The 19,873-nt window shown below is 58.8% G+C and carries 10 protein-coding genes; 4 read left to right on the forward strand and 6 right to left on the reverse strand.

Translation table 11 applies throughout. The annotated features are described in order from the left end of the window. Positions 1–2 precede the first annotated feature (2 nt). Both K7R21_RS15555 and priA read left to right on the forward strand, forming a co-directional pair. Positions 3–1,190 (forward strand): FprA family A-type flavoprotein, encoded by a 1,188-nt coding sequence (locus K7R21_RS15555; protein ID WP_224984194.1) that lies wholly within the window; start codon positions 3–5, stop codon positions 1,188–1,190. A 154-nt stretch (positions 1,191–1,344) separates the two neighbouring features. After that, the gene (gene priA, locus K7R21_RS15560) at positions 1,345–3,603 is read left to right on the forward strand and encodes a replication restart helicase PriA (RefSeq protein ID WP_224984195.1); all 2,259 of its coding nucleotides are present in this window, start codon (positions 1,345–1,347) and stop codon (positions 3,601–3,603) included. Positions 3,604–3,822: 219 nt separating this feature from the next. Here priA and K7R21_RS15565 read toward each other — a convergent pair whose 3' ends face one another. The 3 genes from K7R21_RS15565 to K7R21_RS15575 form a co-directional block, all read right to left on the reverse strand. Continuing rightward, positions 3,823–5,673: a cytochrome c3 family protein gene (locus tag K7R21_RS15565; protein WP_224984196.1), complete on the reverse strand. Its 1,851-nt coding sequence runs from the start codon at positions 5,671–5,673 to the stop codon at positions 3,823–3,825. 392 nt (positions 5,674–6,065) lie between these two features. Further along, positions 6,066–7,919, reverse strand: coding sequence for a B12-binding domain-containing radical SAM protein (locus K7R21_RS15570; RefSeq protein ID WP_224984197.1), 1,854 nt, complete (start codon positions 7,917–7,919; stop codon positions 6,066–6,068). Next, complete coding sequence (locus K7R21_RS15575) at positions 7,916–8,473, reverse strand: MXAN_5187 C-terminal domain-containing protein (protein WP_224984198.1); 558 nt, start codon at positions 8,471–8,473, stop codon at positions 7,916–7,918. Before K7R21_RS15575 ends, K7R21_RS15570 begins: the two co-directional genes overlap by 4 nt. Positions 8,474–8,638: 165 nt before the next feature. Here K7R21_RS15575 and glmU point away from each other — a divergent pair, with 165 nt between their 5' ends. Continuing rightward, complete coding sequence (gene glmU, locus K7R21_RS15580; RefSeq protein ID WP_224984199.1) at positions 8,639–10,012, forward strand: bifunctional UDP-N-acetylglucosamine diphosphorylase/glucosamine-1-phosphate N-acetyltransferase GlmU; 1,374 nt, start codon at positions 8,639–8,641, stop codon at positions 10,010–10,012. Positions 10,013–10,101: 89 nt separating this feature from the next. After that, complete coding sequence (glmS, locus tag K7R21_RS15585; RefSeq protein ID WP_224984200.1) at positions 10,102–11,931, forward strand: glutamine--fructose-6-phosphate transaminase (isomerizing); 1,830 nt, start codon at positions 10,102–10,104, stop codon at positions 11,929–11,931. A gap of 577 nt (positions 11,932–12,508) precedes the next feature. Here glmS and K7R21_RS15590 read toward each other — a convergent pair. The 3 genes from K7R21_RS15590 to K7R21_RS15600 are packed head-to-tail and all read right to left on the reverse strand — an operon-like array spanning position 12,509 to position 19,870. Next, the gene (locus K7R21_RS15590; protein ID WP_224984201.1) at positions 12,509–13,210 is read right to left on the reverse strand and encodes an HhH-GPD family protein; all 702 of its coding nucleotides are present in this window, start codon (positions 13,208–13,210) and stop codon (positions 12,509–12,511) included. Further along, complete coding sequence (locus K7R21_RS15595; protein ID WP_224984202.1) at positions 13,170–14,057, reverse strand: HNH endonuclease; 888 nt, start codon at positions 14,055–14,057, stop codon at positions 13,170–13,172. Before K7R21_RS15595 ends, K7R21_RS15590 begins: the two co-directional genes overlap by 41 nt. A gap of 2 nt (positions 14,058–14,059) precedes the next feature. Then, a complete protein-coding gene (locus K7R21_RS15600; protein ID WP_224984203.1) occupies positions 14,060–19,870 on the reverse strand; it encodes an ATP-binding protein in 5,811 nt (1,936 codons plus the stop codon). Between the last annotated feature and the right edge of the window lie 3 nt (positions 19,871–19,873).

A 19,873-nucleotide genomic window follows, 5' to 3' on the forward strand; every position in this document is an offset into this window, starting at 1 on the left:
AGATGTCCGCAGCAGTTGAACTTGGGAAGGGTCTCCACTGGATCGGGGTCAAGGATCCCAGCCTCACCGTCTTCGACGATCTCTTTCCCACCCAGTACGGAACCACCTACAACTCGTACCTGGTTCAGGGCGAGTCCCACATCGCCATCATCGACACCGTCAAGGCCAAGCGCTTCGACGAGTTCCTGGAAAAGATCCGTTCCATCACCGATCCGGCCAACGTCGACTACATCGTGGTGAACCATTCCGAGCCCGACCACTCGGGTTCGCTGTCCCAGCTCCTGAAGCACTGCCCGAAGGCGACCGTCGTCTCCAGCCAGGCCGCGCGCACCTTCCTGGGCAACCAGATCCACGTCCCGTTCGAGTCCCGTATCGTCAAGGACAACGACCAGATCGATCTGGGTGGGCGCACCCTGCGCTTCATCGCCGCTCCCTTCCTGCACTGGCCGGACACCATGTTCACCCTGCTGGAGGAGGACCAGGTGCTGTTCTCCTGCGACGCATTCGGCTCGCACTACTCCCCGGAAGGGCTCTTCGCCGACGAGTGCCCGGACTTCTCCGGCGAGACCCGCTTTTATTTCGACTGCATCATGCGTCCTTTCAAGGAGCGCATCCTGCAAGCGGTGGCGAAACTTGACGGCGTCGAGCTGAAGATGCTCTGCCCGAGCCACGGCCCGATCCACCGCAGCGACGCCAGGAAGGCCATCGAGCTGTACCAGAAGTGGTCCCAGCCCAAGGCCGCCGGTCGCCGGGTCGCCATCTTCTACATCTCCCCGCACGGCAACACCGAGCAGATGGCCGAGGCGGTGGCCAAGGGGGCCGGCGACGCCGGCGTCCACGTCACCCTGTGCCACATCAACCACGCCTCCGTGGCCGATATCCGCGACCTGATGGAAGAGTGCGACGGCCTCATATTCGGTACGCCGACCATCAACCGCGACATCCCGAAACCGATGTGGGACGTGCTGGCCTACCTCTCCACCGTGAGCCTCAAGGGGAACATCGGTGGGGTCTTCGGCAGCTACGGCTGGTCCGGCGAGGCGTGCCGCATGGCCGAGGAGCGGCTGAAGAGCATGAACTTCAAGCTGCCGGCATCGCTGATCCGCTCCCCCTTCATGCCCAAGCCCGAGATCCTTGCCGAGTGCGAGGCGCTGGGGCGCGCCGTGGCCGAAGAGGTCCTCAAGAAGTAGCTCTTTTCTCGCTTCCTTTGGCCCCTCTCCCTCCGGGAGAGGGCGCCCGAAGGGCGGGTGAGGGCGGTGCCACGCAGCTCTCGCGGCGTCTCCAGCCATCTTCCCCTCTCCCAACCTTCCCCTACCGGGGGGAGGAGCCAACACCACTCAACACATGCCGACAACCAGCCAGCACATCGTAGAGGTCGCCATCCCCCTCCCCCTGGAGGGAAGCTTCCACTACCTGGTGCCCGAGCGCCTTTCGTCCGCTGCCCAGGCGGGCAAGCGCGTCTTGGTTCCCTTCGGCCGGCGCAAGGTGACCGGCTACCTGCTCGGCGACGCGGACGCGCCCGGCGCGGGTGAGTTAAAGGAAGTGCTGGAGATCCTCGACGAAGAGCCCCTCTTCACGTTGGCCGAGCTGGAGTTCTACCGCTGGATCGCCGGCTATTACCTGCACCCTTTGGGCGAGGTGATAAAGATGGCGCTTCCTGCCGGGATCAACCTGGTGAGCCGCTACCGTTGCGAGCAGGCCGAGGATGGCACCCCGGTACTCAAGGAGTACCTGGCCGGCGGCAAGAGCGTGCGCACCGAGCGAGTTTACACGGCGGTACCGGATTGCAGCGTCCGCCCGCGCGGCAAGGGTCTGGAGATCCTGGAATACCTCATGGAGGTTGGGGAGTGTTCCGGCCCGCAGCTCAGGGAGCGTTTCGGCGCCTGCACGGCGCAACTCGGGCGCCTGGTCGAGTTAGGGGTGGCGCGCCTTTCCCAGCGCGAGGTGTACCGTGATCCCTTCAAGGCCAAGGAGTACGGCCACGATGGTCCGCTCCCGCTCAACCCGGCCCAGGCAGAGGCACTGGTTAAAGTCTCCGCCGCGCTCGACTCCGGCGAGTTCTCACCCTTCCTGCTGCACGGGGTCACCGGTAGCGGCAAGACCGAGGTGTATCTTCAGTCGATCGCGGTCGCGCTGGCGGCGGGCAAGAGCGCGCTGGTGCTGGTCCCGGAGATCGCCCTGACGCCGCAGCTGGTGGGACGCTTCAAGCGTCGCTTCGACTGTGGCATCGCCGTGCTGCACTCCGGCCTCTCCGACGGGGAGCGATTCGACGAGTGGCGCCGCATCAGGCGCGGCGAGGCCTCCATCGTCATCGGTGCCCGCTCCGCCCTGTTCGCGCCGCTGGAGCGCGTCGGCGTTATCGTGGTCGACGAAGAACACGAGGGAAGCTACAAACAGTCCGAGGGAGTGCGCTACAACGCGCGCGACCTGGCGCTGGTGCGCGGCAAGCTGGGCAAAGCCGTGGTGCTTTTGGGTTCGGCGACGCCGCTCGTGACCAGCTACCACGCCGCCCAGACCGGGCGCCTCGGCTACCTGAGCCTCCCGGACCGGGTGCGCGACCTCCCCATGCCGGAAACGAGGATGCTGGACGCGCGCAACCACAAGGGGGACATCTTCCTCCCCGAACTTATCGAGGCAATGGGGGAAAACCTGGACGCCGGGGGGCAGACGCTGCTCTTCCTGAACCGGCGTGGCTTCGCCACCTACCTCGTCTGCGAGACCTGCGGCCACGTACTGCGCTGCCCCAACTGCGCGGTGACCCTCACCTACCACCGCATCAAGGGAAAGCACGTCTGCCACTACTGCGACTTCGCCATGCTCCCCCCGAGCACTTGTCCCGACTGCCAAAGCGGCGCCATCACCCTTTTAGGGCGCGGCACCGAGCGGGTCGAGGACCAGGTGCAGAAGCTCCTGCCGGATGCCCGCGTTTCCCGCATGGACCGCGACTCGACTCGCGGCAAGGGAGGGCACGCCCGGGTCCTCAAGGAGTTGGAGGAAGGGGCGGTGGATATCCTGATCGGGACCCAGATGATCGCCAAGGGGCATGACTTCCCCGGCGTCACCCTGGTCGGTGTCCTGTCCGCTGACGCCTCCTTGAACCTCCCTGACTTCCGTAGCGCCGAGCGCACCTTCCAACTGGTGACCCAGGTGATGGGGCGGGCCGGGCGTGGCGACAAGCCGGGCAGGGTTCTGGTGCAGACATTGGCGCCGGAGCATTACGCGCTCACCCACGCCGTGGCACACGATTACCTGGGGTTCTACCGTGAGGAGATCGCCTTCCGCGAGGAGGTGGGATACCCTCCCTTCGCGCACCTGGCGGCGTTGACTTTTTCGGCGGTGGCTGCGGGGCAGGGGGAGGTTGCCGCCGACGAGGCCGCGGCGCTGTTGCGCCGCATCAAGCGCGAGGCGCGGCTCCGGGTGGAGGTGCTCGGCCCGGTCACGGCCCCGCTGGGCAAGGTGCGCGGGCGCTTCCGGTGGCAGATTCTCTTGAAGGGGGTGGAGCGCGCCGACCTGCACCGGCTCCTGTTCCACTTCCGGGGCGGCTTCAGCCACCCCTCCACGGTCAGGCTCACCATCGACGTCGATCCGGTGGATATGCTGTAAGCTTCGGCGTTATGCCCAGGCTCCTTCGCAATCTCCCTCTCCCTTCGGGAGAGGGCCGGGGTGAGGGGGCTGACACGAAGGGGCCACGGCGCCGCTAGCAATGCCCTCACCCTTTCCCCTCCCCCAGAGGGCGAGGGGTTTTTTATTCCCTGCGGTAAAGACAAAAAAAGGGGCCTCCCGGATGGGAGGCCCCTTTTTTATTGCTATTTCAGCAGCCGCTTAGTGGTGCGGGTGCATGAAGGCGTAGATCATCAGCAAGAGCAGCGTGATGCCGGTGAACAGCGCGGTGAAGCCGAAGGCTTTCAGGCAGAAGTCGTAGAAGATGCCGGAAGACTTCTTGGCAGCGAACTTCTCGGTGATGCCTTCTTTCTCGTAACGTGCCCACTGATCGCCACGCTCTTCGACGAACTCGTGCTTGGACATCTGGCCGTTGAAGATGACGAAGTCCATCGGGAACTTCTCCGGACGTCCGTGGGTGTTGAAGAAGTGGACCGAGAAGATGAAGCCCGTCGCCAGGAGCGCCTCATCGGAGTGGATGATGGTGGCCACGTTGAACGCCCAACCCGGCAGGAACATGCCGAAGAACTCGGGGAACCAGAGCATCAGGCCGGAGCCACCGATGGCGAACATACCCCAGAAGACCGCGATGAAGTCAAATTTCTCCCAGTAGGTCCATCTCTCGAAGGCCGGCTTCGGCCCTTTGAAGAAGAACCAGCGGACCATGCCGATTACGTCGCTGATGTCGCGCAGGTTCGGGCAGAGGGAGTCAGGTCCGAAGAGCCTCTGCAGCGGGTTGCCCTTGATGTCCTTCCTGATGAACAGGAAGTGGACGCTCATAAAGAGTGCCATTGCGAAGTAGACGAAGGTGATGCCGGCGCAGATCCTGTGGATGAAGCCTGCGTTCGGGGCCCCGCCGTAGAGATCCATGAGGAACTTAGCCCAGACCTGGTCGCTGAACTTCAGCGGCAGACCGGTGAGGGAGAGACCCAGGAAGCTGATGATGACCAGCAGGTGCATGAACACGTGGACCCTTCTGAAGCGGCGGTACTGCTTGTGCCCTTCGGGTACGTGGTGCAGAATGATGCCTTCTTCGAGAGCGGCTGCCTTCTCACGGTTCTCCACGAAGCCGCGGATCATCCAGAGCAGGGTGTGAATCCAGAAGACGGTGAAGGTACCGACCAGCAGGCCGGTCATCGCGATGAAGGTGTAGAACAGGATGGGATACTTCTCGCGGTCGTTGTGCTCACCGTGAGCGTAGAACTTGGTGAACAGCATGCTCCCTTTAGCGTGGCACTTGGAGCAGGTATGGACCAGGTTAGCCGGGTTGACCGAGGACTTGGGATCCTTGGACGGCAGGATGGCGTGTGCGGTGTGGCAGTCAGCGCAGCCTGCTACCTTCTCCGGGTAGCCCAGGCGGTAGTTCTTGCCGTGGTAGCTCTCCATGTAGCTCTTGACGGCGACTTCGGAGATGTGGTTGCGCTCGACCAGTTTCTGGTCAGCGTGGCAGCGGAGGCAGACCTTGGTGTGGAACTCGCGGTTTTCCTTGGAGTTCGGATCGCCCAGGGCCTTGATCTCGTGCAGGTTGTGGCAGTCGTTGCAAGCCGCCGAATCCTGGTTCCCGGCAAGAACGCCCTTGCCGTGTACCGACTGGCTGAAGCCGCGCTCGTCCTTGTGGCACTGGGTGCACTTGACGATTACCCTACGCTTGTCCTTGTTCCAGTAGGTGTGGCTGTGCATGTCGGTGTGGCACTGTGCGCACCCGATGCCCTTCTCGCTGTGGATACTCTTGGCGTGCTCGGCCGCTTCCTTTTTGTGGCAGCGAACGCACTGTACTTTGCCCACCTTGATCTCGCCCTTCATGTGCTTGGCGAGTTCGACGATCTCGATGTGGCAGCTGGTGCAACCGTTTTTGCCGTGTACGGAGTTGGCCATCGCCTCGGCGGAAATCTTGTTGCCGTGGCAGCCCAGGCAGGTTGCCGGGTCGATGGCCAGGCCCTGAGCGGCAAAACCGGGCCGGGCTAGTGCTAGGAGCAGTAGCAGCGGGATGAGGCGTGTGAAGACTTGAACCATTGTAATCTCCTGTATTTAGGATCGTTTTAGAACGCTTTAATCTATTGGGGCGCTCGCAACGGCGCCTACTTTAATACGCGCGGCTTCATAAATCAACTGAAAAAGCGCCAATTAATAAGCAGGATACAACTTTGCTAACGCTGTTTTGCTGCGATGACTATCTGGAGGGGCGTCGAGACTCTAGGCGTGTACATAAGCTAATAAAACAAAGGCAAAGGCTTGTTTTATATAGATAGCGATATGGCGTACGGTGCAAACGTGTTTAATTATTTATTAAATTAAAACAATCGTTGTGATTTAAATGAGTATCGATTGACTATTAATATTGTGTATACGAGATTTGTGTCAGGGGTGTGGTGGCGAGTGTTGCAAAGAAGAGTAAAAAGGTCCCATTAAGTTGGAATGGCCGCCTGCACGATACCTTCGGCAATGGCGAACTCGAGGAACTCTCGCGCTTCTTCCTCGGAAAGTCCAACGCGGCGGCACAGCTGTCTTGCAGCCTGTATCCCGTCCAGCGCCTGCAACAGCTCGAAATAAGGGGTGGAAACGGATTCGGTGCAGACCTCGCCGTGGGCGGGGTAGATGATCGCGCAGGATCCCGTGGGGCGAAAGCATGAGGTGAATTCGGTGAGATCCGGTTCGCCGGCATCCAGGATCTCCAGCACCTCGTAGTTGAAGCGCGCCAGCGTGGTGCTCCCGGCGAGGGACAGCGGCTGCTTGAGAGGGTCGAGACTGCGCAGCTGTTTGGGCGAGGGAGGCGTCGGCGGGGTAGCCATGAGCGCCGCGGCGTAGTGGTGGTGGTAGTCTGCCAAGTCGAGTGCTAGCGGCAGCAGCTTCGCCTTCTTCCTTTCCCTGAAGATCTTCTCCAGGAAAGTTCTCTGCAGTCCCCAGATCTCTTCCTCGGCGATATCCGCTTCGGCTCGCTCGCCCAGGAAGGCGGCGAAGGAGGCCAGGAACTCGCTCGGGGTGAGCCGGACGGCGGCCGCTACGGAATTGAACCAGGCAACCGCCTTGCCCCGGCTGTAAAAGACGTCGCAGGCGGCGGCGAGCCTGCCGGCCTGAGCCAACTGCTCTGCAGTGTAACCGGGCGTGGCCTGGACGGTGTAGGGTGGTGCGTCAAGGTGCTGCAGCCCTAGCGCCTGGGCTTTCCCGAAAAGCCTCGTCCCAGGAAGTACCGCCAGCGGGAAGATGTCCAGGTGGTTTGGGTAGAGCGACAGGGCGAAGTCGAGCGAGGCGCGGAACAGCGCCGGCGTGTCGCCGGGGAGCCCGTAGATCAGGTCGAAGCCGAAGATGGCGCCGCATTGGTTCAGGAGGAAGGCGCGCTGCACGAAGTCGTCGCGGTCGAAGCCGCGCCCAACGCCGCGCAGCACGGAGGCGTCGGCGCTCTGCAAGCCGATCTGCAGCGAGCAGGTGATGGAGGCGAAAAGATCCGCCATCTCGGCATCGATGAACTCGCTGCGCACCTCGAAATGGAAGTGGATCCCCGGGGCCACCTTCCGGATCAGGCGCAGGATCTCCTTCGCCCTCTTGACGTCCTTGTTGAAGGTGGAGTCAAGCACGAAGACCTGGGGTACGTTGAGCCGGGCGAACAGGCGCAGTTCCGCCTCGATACGCTCCATAGAGAAGCGGCGCACCCCGCCGCTTCCCTTGTGATCGAAGCAGAATGAGCAGGCGAAGTCGCAACCGCGCGAGAGCTGCCAGAGGGCGCCGCCGGCCACGGTCGGGTCGAGCCGCCCGGACAGGTATGGGGACGGAATAGAGTCGAGGTCGAGCGGAGCGGGCAGGGTAGCCGCCGGCTCGCCCGGCAGCACGATGCCCGGTACGCCATCCGGTTTCCCGCCGGTAGAAAGCACCCGGACCGCCTGCACCAGCGCCCCTTCACCCTCGCCGCGGACCAGGAAGTCAAACACTCCTTCATCCAGCAACCCCGCCGGGTTGGCGGTCGGCTCGGCGCCGCCGGCGCACAGGACTACGGACGGAAGCAACGCGCGCAGCTCCCTGGCCACAGCCACGGCGTGGTCGCGGCTCCAAACGTAGACCGAGAAGGCGACCAGGTCGGGGGAGCTCAGAGCGATTTCCCTGGCACAGCGGGCGGGCTCGTCCTGCAGGAAGAACTCGGCGATCCGCGGTGTGATCGTTCCTTGCAGCGCGTGGTCCGCAAGGAGCGCCTCCTGCAAAAACGCGCAGGCCAACGGCACCGCTTGAGGGGAAGGGTGGGGATGAGTGGCGATGAGGGTGATGTTCATGTAGTCTTGGGGCGCGCCTTCAAGGTGGGCTTGCCACCCTCTATGACAACGACGAAGTCGACGTCGCGGCAACCGTACTTCTGCATCAGGACGGGCTTTTGCCGGTTGATAGCCTCGGCCACCTTCTCCTTCGTGACGTTCTCTACCGGCAGGTTGCAGGCCAGGCGCGCGTTGACGTACTGCTGGAAGACGGACTCGATCTGGGAATCCTGTGAAGCGGGCGGGGTTTTGGTCTTGGTGCCTTTCTCGGTCTTCTCGGCCTGGTGCAGCGACATGCGGAAGCGGTCCCGTTGAAACTTCCCCTCCTCGATCAGGCGGTTGGTGCGGGTCCACTTCTGCTTGTGCACGCTCAGCGTGGCGACCAGGGAATCATACTTGAACCGCTGGCTGGTGTTCGGGATGCTCACGTTCTGGTAGCGTCTCACGGCGCGCTCCACCGTATCGAGCAGGCGCAGCGGTTCCCGCTTCTCGATCCCGAAGAAGTACTGCTCGTACTTGATGACAAGTTCGCGCAGGTCAAGCTCGAGCTTGGCTATGTCCTCGGCGACGCCCATGAAACCTCCAGAGCAGGATTATAGCGATAAGTTACGGTTTAGTAAACGATAAAAAGCGCACGACCTGCGTGGAAACCGGAAGTGAAAGGGAAGTGAAACAGCTTGACCTCACCAGGCATTATTGTTAAAAAAGAGCAATTTGCTCAGCGGCAAGGGGGACTACTTATGAAGAAGATAGCTGCAATAGTGCTGGCAGCCGGCATGGGGACCAGGATGAAGTCGGACCTGGTCAAGGTGATGCACCCGGTGGCCGGCCCGCCGATGATACAGTGGTCCGTTGCCGCCGCGTTCGCCGCGGGAGTCGAGCGTTGCGTCCTGGTCGTGGGACACCAGCAGGAGAAGGTGCGGAAATACTTTGACGGACGTGCCGAGGTGGGCTTCGCGCTGCAGGCCGAGCAACTGGGTACCGGCCACGCGGTGCGCTGCGCGATGCCCGAGATCGACCCGGCTGCGCAGACCGTGCTCATCCTCTGCGGCGACACGCCGCTCCTTACCGCCGACAGCCTGCGCGGCATGCTCGACACCCATGAGCAGAGCGGGGCGTGCGTTACGGTGATGACGGCGACTTTTGACAACCCCTTCGGTTATGGCCGCATCGTCAAGGACGCGGATGGCAAAGTAGTCGCCATTACCGAGCAGAAGGATGCCACGGAGGCCGAGCGGTTGATCCGCGAGGTGAACGCCGGCGTCTACTGTGTCGACCGTGCCTTCCTCGCCGAGGCGGTCGAGAAGCTCGACAACGACAACGCCCAGAAGGAGTACTACCTGACCGACGTGGTGCGCCAGGCCAACGTCCGCGGGCTCGCCTGCCGCAGCTACCCGGTGGCCGACCCGCAGGAAATCTCCGGCGTCAACGACCGCGCCCAGATGGCCGAGGCGGCGGCGGTGCTGCGCGGGCGCATTAACCGTGAACTGATGCTCTCCGGCGTCACCATGATCGACCCTTCGGTGGTCTACATCGAAGCCGGCGTGAAAATCGGGCGCGACAGCGTGGTCTACCCGGGTGCGGTCATCAAGGGGAACACCGTGATCGGCGAGCGCTGCCAGATCGGCCAGAACGCCCTGATCGAGGATTGCGACATCGCCGATGACGTCGTGGTAAAAGCGGGGAGCGTGCTCGAAGATTCCAAGGTTGGCCCCGAGGCCGCCATCGGCCCGATGGCGCACCTGCGCCCCGGCACCGTACTCTCGGCCCACGTGAAGATCGGCAACTTCGTGGAGACCAAGAAGGCCTTCATGGGTGAGGGGTCCAAGGCCTCGCACCTCACCTATTTGGGCGACGCTACCATTGGCCGCGACGTCAACATCGGCTGCGGTACCATCACCTGCAACTACGACGGCGTCAGGAAGCACAAGACCGTCATCGAGGACGGCGTCTTCGTCGGAAGCGACGTGCAGCTGGTCGCCCCGGTCACCGTCGGCAAGAACTCCCTGATCGCCGCTGGGACCACCGTCACCAAGGACGTCCCCGCCGATTCCCTGGCCATTGCCCGCTCGCCGCAAGTGAACAAGGAAGGATGGACCCTCAGGAAAAAATAACTGTCGCGTATCAGGCCAAGATGGTATCCTGTAACGTCTTGGCGGATAGCCGAGTTATTAATTAACAAATTGACGAAACGGAGTCATACATGTGCGGTATCGTTGGATTTACCGGGCGGCAGGAAGCCACCTCCATCATTATTGAAGGGCTGAGAAAACTGGAATATCGTGGCTACGATTCCGCCGGTATCTGCACCCTGAGCGACGGCAAGGCTAGCATCCGGCGTAGCGAAGGTAAGCTTTCCAACCTGGAGAAGCTCCTGGCGACCAACCCGGTGAGCGGCACGGTCGGCATCGGCCACACCCGCTGGGCGACCCACGGCCGCCCGTCCGAAATCAATGCCCACCCGCACCAGGCTGGCCCTATCGTCGTGGTGCACAACGGCATCATTGAGAACTACCTACAGCTGCGCGAGGAGTTGAAGGCACAGGGGCACATCTTTAAGAGCGAGACCGACACCGAGGTCATTTCGCACCTGATCGACCAGCGCCTGGAAGAAAGCGGTAACTTCGAGGTCGCAGTGCGCCAGGCGTTGAACATCCTGAAGGGGGCATACGCCATCTGCATTGTGAGCGAGAGCGAGCCGGACAAGCTGATCGCGGCCAAGCACGGCGCCCCCATGGTGGTTGGGCTCGGCGACGGTGAATTCTATGTCGCCTCCGACATCCCCGCCATCCTCTCCCATACCCGTTCCATGATCTTCATGGAGGACGGGGAGATGGTGGTGTTCAAGGGGGGGAGCGCCGAGTTCAGCAACGTCGCAGGGGACAAGCTGGAGAAGTCCCCGCGCCACATCGACTGGTCCCCGCACATGGCCGAAAAGGGTGGTTACAAGCACTTCATGCTCAAGGAGATCTTCGAGCAGCCACGCGCCGTGCGCGACACCATCGCCGGGCGCCTGCGCGAGGAGCAGGGGGACGTCTACCTCGAGGACCTCGCCCTCACCGATGCCGATCTGCAGGGGATCAACCGCATCTGCATCATCGCCTGCGGCACCTCGTGGCACGCGGCGCTGGTGGGCAAGTTCCTGATCGAAGAGTACTGCCGCGTCCCGGTGGAGGTCGATATCGCCTCCGAGTTCCGCTACCGTAACCCGGTGGTCGATGATAAGACCCTGGTGATGCTGATCTCCCAGTCCGGCGAGACCGCCGACACCCTGGCCGCCATGCGCGAGTCCAAGCGTCGCGGCGGCACGTGCGTCGCTATCTGCAACGTGGTCGACTCCTCCATCGCCCGCGAGGCCGACGGTGTCATCTACACCCACGCCGGCCCCGAAATCGGCGTCGCCTCCACCAAGGCCTTCGTCACCCAGCTGATTGCCCTGTACCTGTTCACCATCCGCCTCGGCCGCTCCCGCGGCAACATGGACCAAGACCAGGGTCGCAAGCTGATCTCCGCCATCGTGCGCGTCCCGGCCCTCATGGAAGAGGCCCTGAAGCTGAACGAGCAGGTGGAAAAGGTGGCTCGCAACTACCTGGCCGCCCGCGACTTCCTCTACCTCGGTCGCGGTATGAACTACCCGATCGCACTTGAAGGCGCGCTGAAGCTGAAGGAGATCTCCTACATCCATGCCGAAGGGTACGCCGCCGGCGAGATGAAGCACGGGCCCATCGCCCTTATCGACGAGCATATGCCGGTCGTGGTGCTGGTGCCCAAGGGAGCTAATTACGACAAGGTGTTCTCCAACATGGAAGAGGTCATCGCCCGTGGTGGCCGCGTCATCGCGGTCTGCTCCAAGGGTGACGCCGAGGTGGCCGACAAGGTCGAGGTCGCGCTTGAGGTCCCCGAAGACGGCGAAGAAGTGATGCCGATCATCATCTCCATCCCGATGCAGCTTTTGGCCTACCACGTCGCCGTGCTGAAAGGTACCGACGTCGACCAGCCGAGGAACTTGGCCAAGAGCGTCACCGTCGAATAGACTCGATAAAAGAACATGCTTCCACTGTGGAAGAGAAATAAAGTCATAAACCGGAAAATAAAGTCGTGTACCGAAAAATAAAGTTATAAACCACGAAATAAAGTTGTGTACCAGCCAACCCTCTGGGCGAGGGCCTTCGGTGGTGAAGAGCATGGGTGATTGGGGGAGACGGTTTAAGCTGTCTCCCCTTTTTATTTCAAAAAATCGTAAGTTTGTTGCAAGTCAAAGGCTGTTAGATTTTAAAGGCAAGAGAAGAAGTGGGTAAAGGCCATTAGTGGATCCCACAGGATACAAGAGGATCCAAATGGCTACAGGTGCAAGAAGTAGATATTAGAAGTGGTGGTATGACAGAAGATTGATTTCATTAGAAAGGTGGAGTGGCGAACTGTTGTCCTTTGGCCCCTCCGGGATTTCCAACGCTTTGTCATGTAGCAGTATCTGTGGGACACCCCTATACACGGGGTTTTTCTCGTCAAGGTAAAATTTCCAATGCAGAATCCCGGGCTAAAATATCGCATTCGGCGACACACCGATCTGGAGATAAGATAATTTGTACAAGAAAACTAAACACAAATAATCATAATTCATTGGACTTCGATATATTTCGCAAGAAAATACAGCCACGGTTTAATGGGCAAGCAAAATGTTTGGGCTGATCTGTCCTGCAAACAAGGGCCGCTAGATCGAGAATTGCCCAGTTCATTTTTTGTGGATTGTCGCAGTCCACGATTTTCAAGCTCAGTTGTTGTAAGTATTGATCGTGGCGTATATCTGCGAGCGTGCGTGGTCCAAAGTACCTTTCAAGAACCCTCGCCATGTTAACGTCAAGTAATGGCATAGGCTTACCTTCGCTGAACAATTGAATAGCATTGGCAATGTATTGGCCGACCCCGGGAAGGGCTTCGATCTCGGGTCTGGTCCTAGGAAACCTCCCATTCCGACGAGCCATTTCCTTTCCGAGCTGTGAAAGGATTGATGCCCTTCGCTGCCAAAGGCCAATCGGCCGAATGAAAACAGCTAATTCACTTTCGGAGGCCATTGCGAGTGCTTTCCAGGTTGGAAACGTAAATATAAATGCCGGGAAAAATGCAGCGACGGTTTCGGCCCTCGTTCTCTGTAAAAGAACCTCTGAGATTATTTTCTGGTAGAGTGAACTTGATTTCTTCCGCCAGGGAAATTCTCGTGAATTTTGCTCATACCAACCGGTAATTATCAGCTGAAAGTCTTTAATTCTTCCACTACTTGGTAAATTGATTGGCCGAGAATTTGATCGTGTCAAGGTTCGCTTCCTTCTTGGCTACTTCAAAATGGAGATTTTTTCTGAATACATTGAGGTTCTTGCCGTAGTGTGCTTCTCGATGGCAATTGGGGCAAATACCCGCTACGTTCAAGGGTATGTCCGGACCATCATCGGCAAGACGATCGAGATGATGCACCTCGAGAAATGGCTGTCCGTTTGGTGTGGTGAAGGGAGCTTGGCTGGAACAAGCTTCGCACACACCGGCTGCTCTGGCTAAAGCATAGTCCTTGATCTTTTTGGACCTTGCAAAGTACTGGGCGCTCGGTCTATTCTTGGGCGATTTTGCTTTTGGCTCAGACAACTCTGCTCGCAAGGCTTTAAAATCGGAGCTGGGCGAGGGCACGAAGTCTGGTGAGCTGACGTCTAACGTTTCCTCGTGGTAATCACTAGTCGTTGGTACCAGTTCGAATTTGATTAGCCTGTTACTGATTCTCTTGCCTTCCATTGGGATAAACCATTCCCAAGATAGGACATTGAACATTCCCTCGAAGCGGTATTTTTTTGAATGGTTACCTTGTTGCTTGACTTGAGAGGATGTAGGTTCCCGTGTACTAAACAAAAGGACAGTCCTCTCTCCAGCTGACAGTAGGGAATTGGCGTATGTTTCCGGGTCTTGGTCGCCCTTTTCACCCTGCCCGAAATAAACCCATCTGCCGTCCGCAAGGCGTTCATCTAGGTATCCGGCACGTGCTGAGTGCCTCCCTCCCGACGTCGCTATGACACACCCGGGTTCTAGCGCCCCCCAGATGATGCCTGATTGGCCTTGCTTGCTTCCCACGAAGCAGAGCAGTGCATTTCTCGGGTACTCCCTCCCCACCGCAAACATGTTTACTCCTCGTCACTTGTAGCTTCGATCAGTTCATAAAACGGGTCTGCACGTATGAACTTGCTTGGGACGTTAAGCGACTTGTACAGGCACTCGTGCTTTTGAAGCGTCTTTACCTTGTTTACCATGGTCTCGGATATGTCGGGCATGCCAAGGGCAGAAAGCTCGTTGGGCGATATATTCGGTACCTTGTGTACGAACCAAGTCAGTAGGGGCTGCGCGTAGTTTACTCCGCCAGGCTTCTTGAAATGAGACAGGTACTGGGAAGCGAGCATGACACCTACCCCGAATTCCCTGTCTTGCAACAGGATCTGGTTAAGAACGTCAAAATTGTATTTCATTATGTTGTCTGCTTCATCGACGAGTAGATAGGAGTCGATAAATCTCAATTGCGGGGAAGTCCCTATGAATGGCTGCTTTTCTATCTTGAGCATGTAATCGAAAAACATGTTGAGGAATATTATGACCAGCATATTCTTTGTATCGTTTTGAGCCCCGAGCTTGTTAAGGCTAATGACGGTCACCCCGGTGAAAAATTCGTCGAATGACTGGAGTTTCGAGGGGTCAGATTCGAACAGTTCCTGGTCACACATGTCGCTTAGGATCGCGGAGGGTGAATCGGTTGCCGTTACAAGTGCCTGGTAGTTTTGAAATACCTGGTTGATCGTGGGGATGGTCCTAAGCAAGGCGGCATCTTCGTAACTTCGCTTGATGGCCTGCTTAACCTTCTCTTTTTGCGGGTATCCCATTCCTGGAAAGATTTTGTCCAAGATATCAATAAAAAACTTGGCCTTGCTGATCCATGGGGTCAGCACGCTTGACGAGCTGGTATCGAACAGGCTGAGGGGAATCCTGTACGGCTCAACTACCCTGGCTCCCACGGCCCTTGCGAAGCTCTCCTTTGAATAGTCCCCCTTGTAATCGAAGATTAGGAACCTTGGGGAGTGCCCCCTGTTCTGCTTACCTGATCGCACCAGATTGAAAATCAGTCCCTGGATAAGCTGGGTTTTGCCGGTCCCCAGATCGCCCACGATTCCTATGTTCAGATGGGTTAGGTCAGTGTTGCTCGGGTGGAAAAACATGTCCGGTCCGCCGAACGCCGCAGTGGACTTTCCAACCCTGAACTTTACTCCGTCAGGGAACTGGTCATTTTTCTCGCCGTTGGCTGTCGCCACCGTGGGGGGGGCTGGGGCCGGATCACCTGCAAAAGGGAGAGATTGCTGGGGGTCCGTCGTTTTCCTCGCTGTTTCTAACTCTTTTGCTATGGCTTGCTGCAATTTTCCTAGGCACTCCGCGATGTCGATGTGGGGTAGTTGCGTAATTGCGCTCTCCATGTTAAATCCGTATATCGATTCGAAAATTGCCTCGGCCTCGTCGTGACAGGAGCTGAACCAGTCGAATACGATTTTTAGTTGCTGTTGGTACTTGTGCATTTCGTTTATCGGCTTTAGTTCTCTTGGCCTCATGTCACAGGCAGAAACGTTTTGCAGCTTGTACTCGACCGCCTTGGGTGACCTCCCCGTCAGCCTCGACACGAGCTTGTAGAGGTACATCTTCACCACGCCAGCCTGCTTGTCCATCAGGTCGTAGGCAAGCACCGCGAGGTAGCACTCGGAATCGCTCCACGGGCCGCTTGGCTCTGTTTCGGTTCCATCGTTTACGGCACTCGGAAAAATTTCGGGCGGTATGGTGGACGTTTCAAGGTTAGCCTGCCCCGTGCTCTCCATCTCCGCCTCTCTCTGGTTGTCTGTCGTGCCCTGGCCCAGATCCACGAGCAACTCCCATCCGTTGAGTACCCCTTGAACCTTGCCGGTGAATGGCGGTTCTGGGGTGAATAGTAGTTCCCGCGCGTTTTCTTTTGAGATCCGAAGCGATTCCTGGAATCCGTCGCCGTCGAGATCCATTGAGTCAGAGGTTCCCGTTTCATCGATGATTATTAGCCGGCCTCGGCGGTCCACTTCGAAAACTGCGGTTCCCGCCAGTACTGAGCATATTGCGCGCGAGTGTTTCTTGCCCCACTCGTCGCGTTGTTGGGCGGGGATAAATAGGCCCTGGACCCTGAAGGCGTATTCCATTAACTCGGCCACGAAGTTTAATCCCGCCACCTGCCAGAGGGTGTTCACGGGAGATAGCAATAAGCCCTCCATGAAGAGGGAAAAGCTGCTGGCTTGCTGCAAAGCTCTCTTCATGTCCTTGTCAGACATCAACTGGGACCTGAATTTAACCTCGACCGGGGTCAGGCGGACCCTGCTCCTCCCCTCTCCGAGGTAAATGCTTGCGACGAGCAGGTCTGGCCGCCTTTTCTCGCTGGACATGATGTTCCTGAGGACGTCAACCTGCTCCAGGAATGGGTCGATTGGGAGGATGAGGTTAATCCTTTCATCGTCGGGGCACATGATGCCTGTGCCGGAAAGGGGAGCCAGCAGCCTCGCAGCGATCAGGAGCCCGATCTCCCCGTGTGCGGTGGTACCTCCAGTAGCAAGGTGCTTGATAGTACAGATCCCCCTTCCCGAAACCTCCTTAAGAATTCCCTTGACTACATCGTCACCCGGTGGGGCTCCACCGCTGACAGAGGCAAGTCCCAGCTTGACCGTCTCGATAATTGCCTGGGTGGGAGAAGCAAGGAGGAAGTATCCACTCGCCCCTCCTGGGCGCGCAGAGTATCCCGGTAAATCGTAGTCCCAAAGATATGCGTCACCGGAAGAATCGAAAAAGGTTGCAGGGTCCACGGACGAGGAAGAGACCGCGCAGTAATATGCGTTTTTGAGGGTTTGTTGCAGCCGGAAGGTGTTGGGCGCGAAATTGAGGCTGTCGCCCGGAAGGCATCCTTCCAAAGTGGAACTTGCCGAGGAAACCAGCCTTTCCAGGGGGGTTGCGCTTTGTAGCGTGCTAGGCAACGACTTGCGTGCCTCCGCTAGGTAGCAAGCTGGTACCTGGCTGGGAACTTGGAACCTAACCCGGTGGCGGGTCAGGTTGCCCCTCGATGTCCCGGCATTTATCCCGTGTTTGGCCAGCTCGTAGTTTGAGCCCCCCAGATGGTTTATGATTCCGAGGTCAATCTTGCCATCGGGGCCGCACTCTTTGGCCTTCAGCCACCTGACCGTTCCGCTGGCCTCTGCAGCCAGGTTCGCGAGTATCTCTGAGGAAGGGTGCTGGGACTCGTCCCGGAGGTCAAACACCTCCAGTTCGCGTTTCCCGGCCCCGAACCAGGGGTCCTCTGAGCCGAGGTTCGCTTCGCTCCACGCCAGCATACCTGCGGTACATGAACTGTCGCCGAAGTTCTCGCTGCTAATTGAAACCTTGAACTTCGAGCGGGCCGACATCATGAGCGAGAGATCCTTCATGGATTTCTCGATTTGAGACACCGAAAAGCCAGATGACAGGCCCTCTATGCAGATGCCGAATTCGTCGTTGAATAGGTCCTTGACGTGCTCGGCGTTTAGTCCCGCCAGTCGGCTCTCGTTCCACAGCACCGACCAGTAATCGTTGTTGGAAGCAACGGACAGGAAGGGAATCCTTGATCCAGGTCCTGCGACACCCGAGCACTGGAGCAGCAGCATGTCTGGCACGGCCATGGGGTTAAGCATCCCGGCCGCGGGACACCTGTTTGAACTGGAGATGGCTTCCCATAGGACTTCCTGGGCATTCACCATCCACGCCAGCTTTAGGGGGTGGTACGGGGGGAGCAGGATCGCGTCTGGGTTTTTGGAAAGGACTGCTTCACTTTCGCATGGGACGACGAGAACCGTGTCGAACCAGGTTGCCTCGGAGGGGGCCCTTTCTAGCCACTCGATGTAGGCGGCCAGGTAGTTAACTATCAGGTCACGGAAAATGGGGAGCTCGACCAGTTCCCCGAGGCGGGCTGTTTCAATGTACCCATTCATGTTACCCAGCAGGAGGGAGTGGATCTTTTCGCGGTACTCTAAAAGGCTTTCCGGTGGATCAAGCTTCTTGGGGCGTATGGTCGTTAGGGAGTTGTACCCCGACATGATCGGTAACTCGGTCCATTTGGGTTCTCCCCATGATTGGATCGCGTCATACCCCATGATGACGGGGTTGTAGGAATCCCTCGAACGCAGTGCCCAGAACTGGAACTCGTGGACGAGCCGCGGTCGCACGTCAACGCAGACGTTTGAATTTGCCTGGTTCAAGGCTATGAGCCTCTCGAACTCGCTTGCGACCCCCCTGGTTTCACCTTCCCTGATCTGGAGGATGATTGAATAGCTTGCCTTGCCCCCACTGGGAAGGAGGAACTGGGTGACCAGGGTGCCAGCGTCCACTGCGTCGAAGCCGGCTAGTATCGAGTTCGCCCGGGGTTCGAAGTTAACGGTCGAATATTCAGTGCCTGATTCTGGTATGAACTGGCCACTTACTGGGGGAGTAATTAGGCTCGAATGGTAAAGTGCTATCTCGTAGCGTGCTCCCTGCGAAAATCCCGGGATGATGCACTCGTATTCCTTATCCTCTGCCCTGCCGGCCTTCTTTTGTTTGAAGGTTAGTACGTGTGCAGAACCGACGAGTTGCAAGACGACCCCGGCAGCGTACCTATCGAGGCTTATTATCTTGACTGCACATGCGCCGCCTGACCCGGCTTTGAAGGAGTAGCTGGCCGGCGACGTGTGGTTAGCCACGGAATTGTCGGTCCAGGCAAACGGCGCGGCATGGGCCAAGGTGGTATTGCTGCTATTTTTCTTCTCGTAGGTAACCTCGAATGGAACCGGGTCTGTGGCCGGCGGCGTTACCCGGAATTCGGGCGAGCTAAGGACTACTTGTACCTCGCCCTCGCCGGAATTAATCAACCTGTTCGCCACCTCGACTCTCGTCGGTCGGCTTTCTGGCGGGGGAGGAGTGTCGGGTTGTCCGAGCAGCTTGCCCCATGTCCTGCAATCAAGGGTAACCCACCAATGAGGCAGGTTCTCGGGGGACTTGCAGGTCCTGAATGGCGAGTAATAGTAGCGGGGCGCCTCGTTGAACTCAGGCGAGTTACGGACTGCTTTCTCGAGGTGGCATTCAAATCCCTCGATCGCTGCCATGACGCTCGATCTTTCCTCGATCAGGTCTAGATCGTTGGCCCGTTCCCTCAATTCCGTGAAGAAACGTTTTTTCCCCTTTTCTACCAGAGCCGTTGCGATCCTGGCCAGGGTATCGCCGGACTCTTTCCGGTTTAGGGGACTTCCGCCCGGGTTTGGCATCCCGCATGCTGCAAGGAACAGGAGGTCTTTACTGGGGCTTGAAAGGTTGATGTTGACTAGGGAATGTATTGTTTGCCATGGCCGGGTCCTTTCCCCGGAGGAATCGAGGATAGCCCCGGCCAGGCGGATAGACTCGTTGCAGAGGTCCTTGGAAACACCGCTGGGGAGGTCTATACTCTCGATGATCGGCCCGAGCAACCTCTGCATGAATGCCGAGTCCTGCCAATCGCTGTTGCCCCCCCCCTTGGTGTCTACCCCGAAGGTGGTCGACGAGGAATTTAGCGAGAGGTTCAGGCTTGCCCGGGGCGGGACAAGCGTCAGGAGGTACTTGAGGTCGTTCTTGTTGCGCAGGTCGACGAGCATGGAGTCGTTGCATTTGCCCCCGGCTTCCCCTGGGTTTGCGCAGGGACCTTCCACCGCAAGGTAAACGGGAACCCGCACTGGATTCCCCGCGATGGTGATGGTAACACCTCCATTTTTCATCAACTCGCGATGTAGCGCCTCCATGATTTCGTAAGGGGGACCAACGAACGCGGGGCGGCATCCCCCCGGTGTTCCCCTCAGGAGCTCCTCCAGCTCTCTTAACACCGCTTCCTTTAGCCTGGTAACCAATTTGTCCACAAT

The sequence above is a fragment of the Geomonas agri genome (genome assembly GCF_020179605.1).
In the GTDB taxonomy this organism is placed as follows: Bacteria; Desulfobacterota; Desulfuromonadia; order Geobacterales; family Geobacteraceae; genus Geomonas; species Geomonas agri.

What these genes read in the sequence shown, in the direction of transcription:
- K7R21_RS15595 (WP_224984202.1), bottom strand. Translation starts at nt 14,057, where the DNA reads ATGTTTGCGGTGGGGAGGGAGTACCCGAGAAATGCACTGCTCTGCTTC.
- K7R21_RS15555 (WP_224984194.1), top strand. Translation starts at nt 3, where the DNA reads ATGTCCGCAGCAGTTGAACTTGGGAAGGGTCTCCACTGGATCGGGGTC.
- K7R21_RS15575 (WP_224984198.1), bottom strand. Translation starts at nt 8,473, where the DNA reads ATGGGCGTCGCCGAGGACATAGCCAAGCTCGAGCTTGACCTGCGCGAA.
- priA (WP_224984195.1), top strand. Translation starts at nt 1,345, where the DNA reads ATGCCGACAACCAGCCAGCACATCGTAGAGGTCGCCATCCCCCTCCCC.
- glmU (WP_224984199.1), top strand. Translation starts at nt 8,639, where the DNA reads ATGAAGAAGATAGCTGCAATAGTGCTGGCAGCCGGCATGGGGACCAGG.
- glmS (WP_224984200.1), top strand. Translation starts at nt 10,102, where the DNA reads ATGTGCGGTATCGTTGGATTTACCGGGCGGCAGGAAGCCACCTCCATC.
- K7R21_RS15565 (WP_224984196.1), bottom strand. Translation starts at nt 5,673, where the DNA reads ATGGTTCAAGTCTTCACACGCCTCATCCCGCTGCTACTGCTCCTAGCA.
- K7R21_RS15570 (WP_224984197.1), bottom strand. Translation starts at nt 7,919, where the DNA reads ATGAACATCACCCTCATCGCCACTCATCCCCACCCTTCCCCTCAAGCG.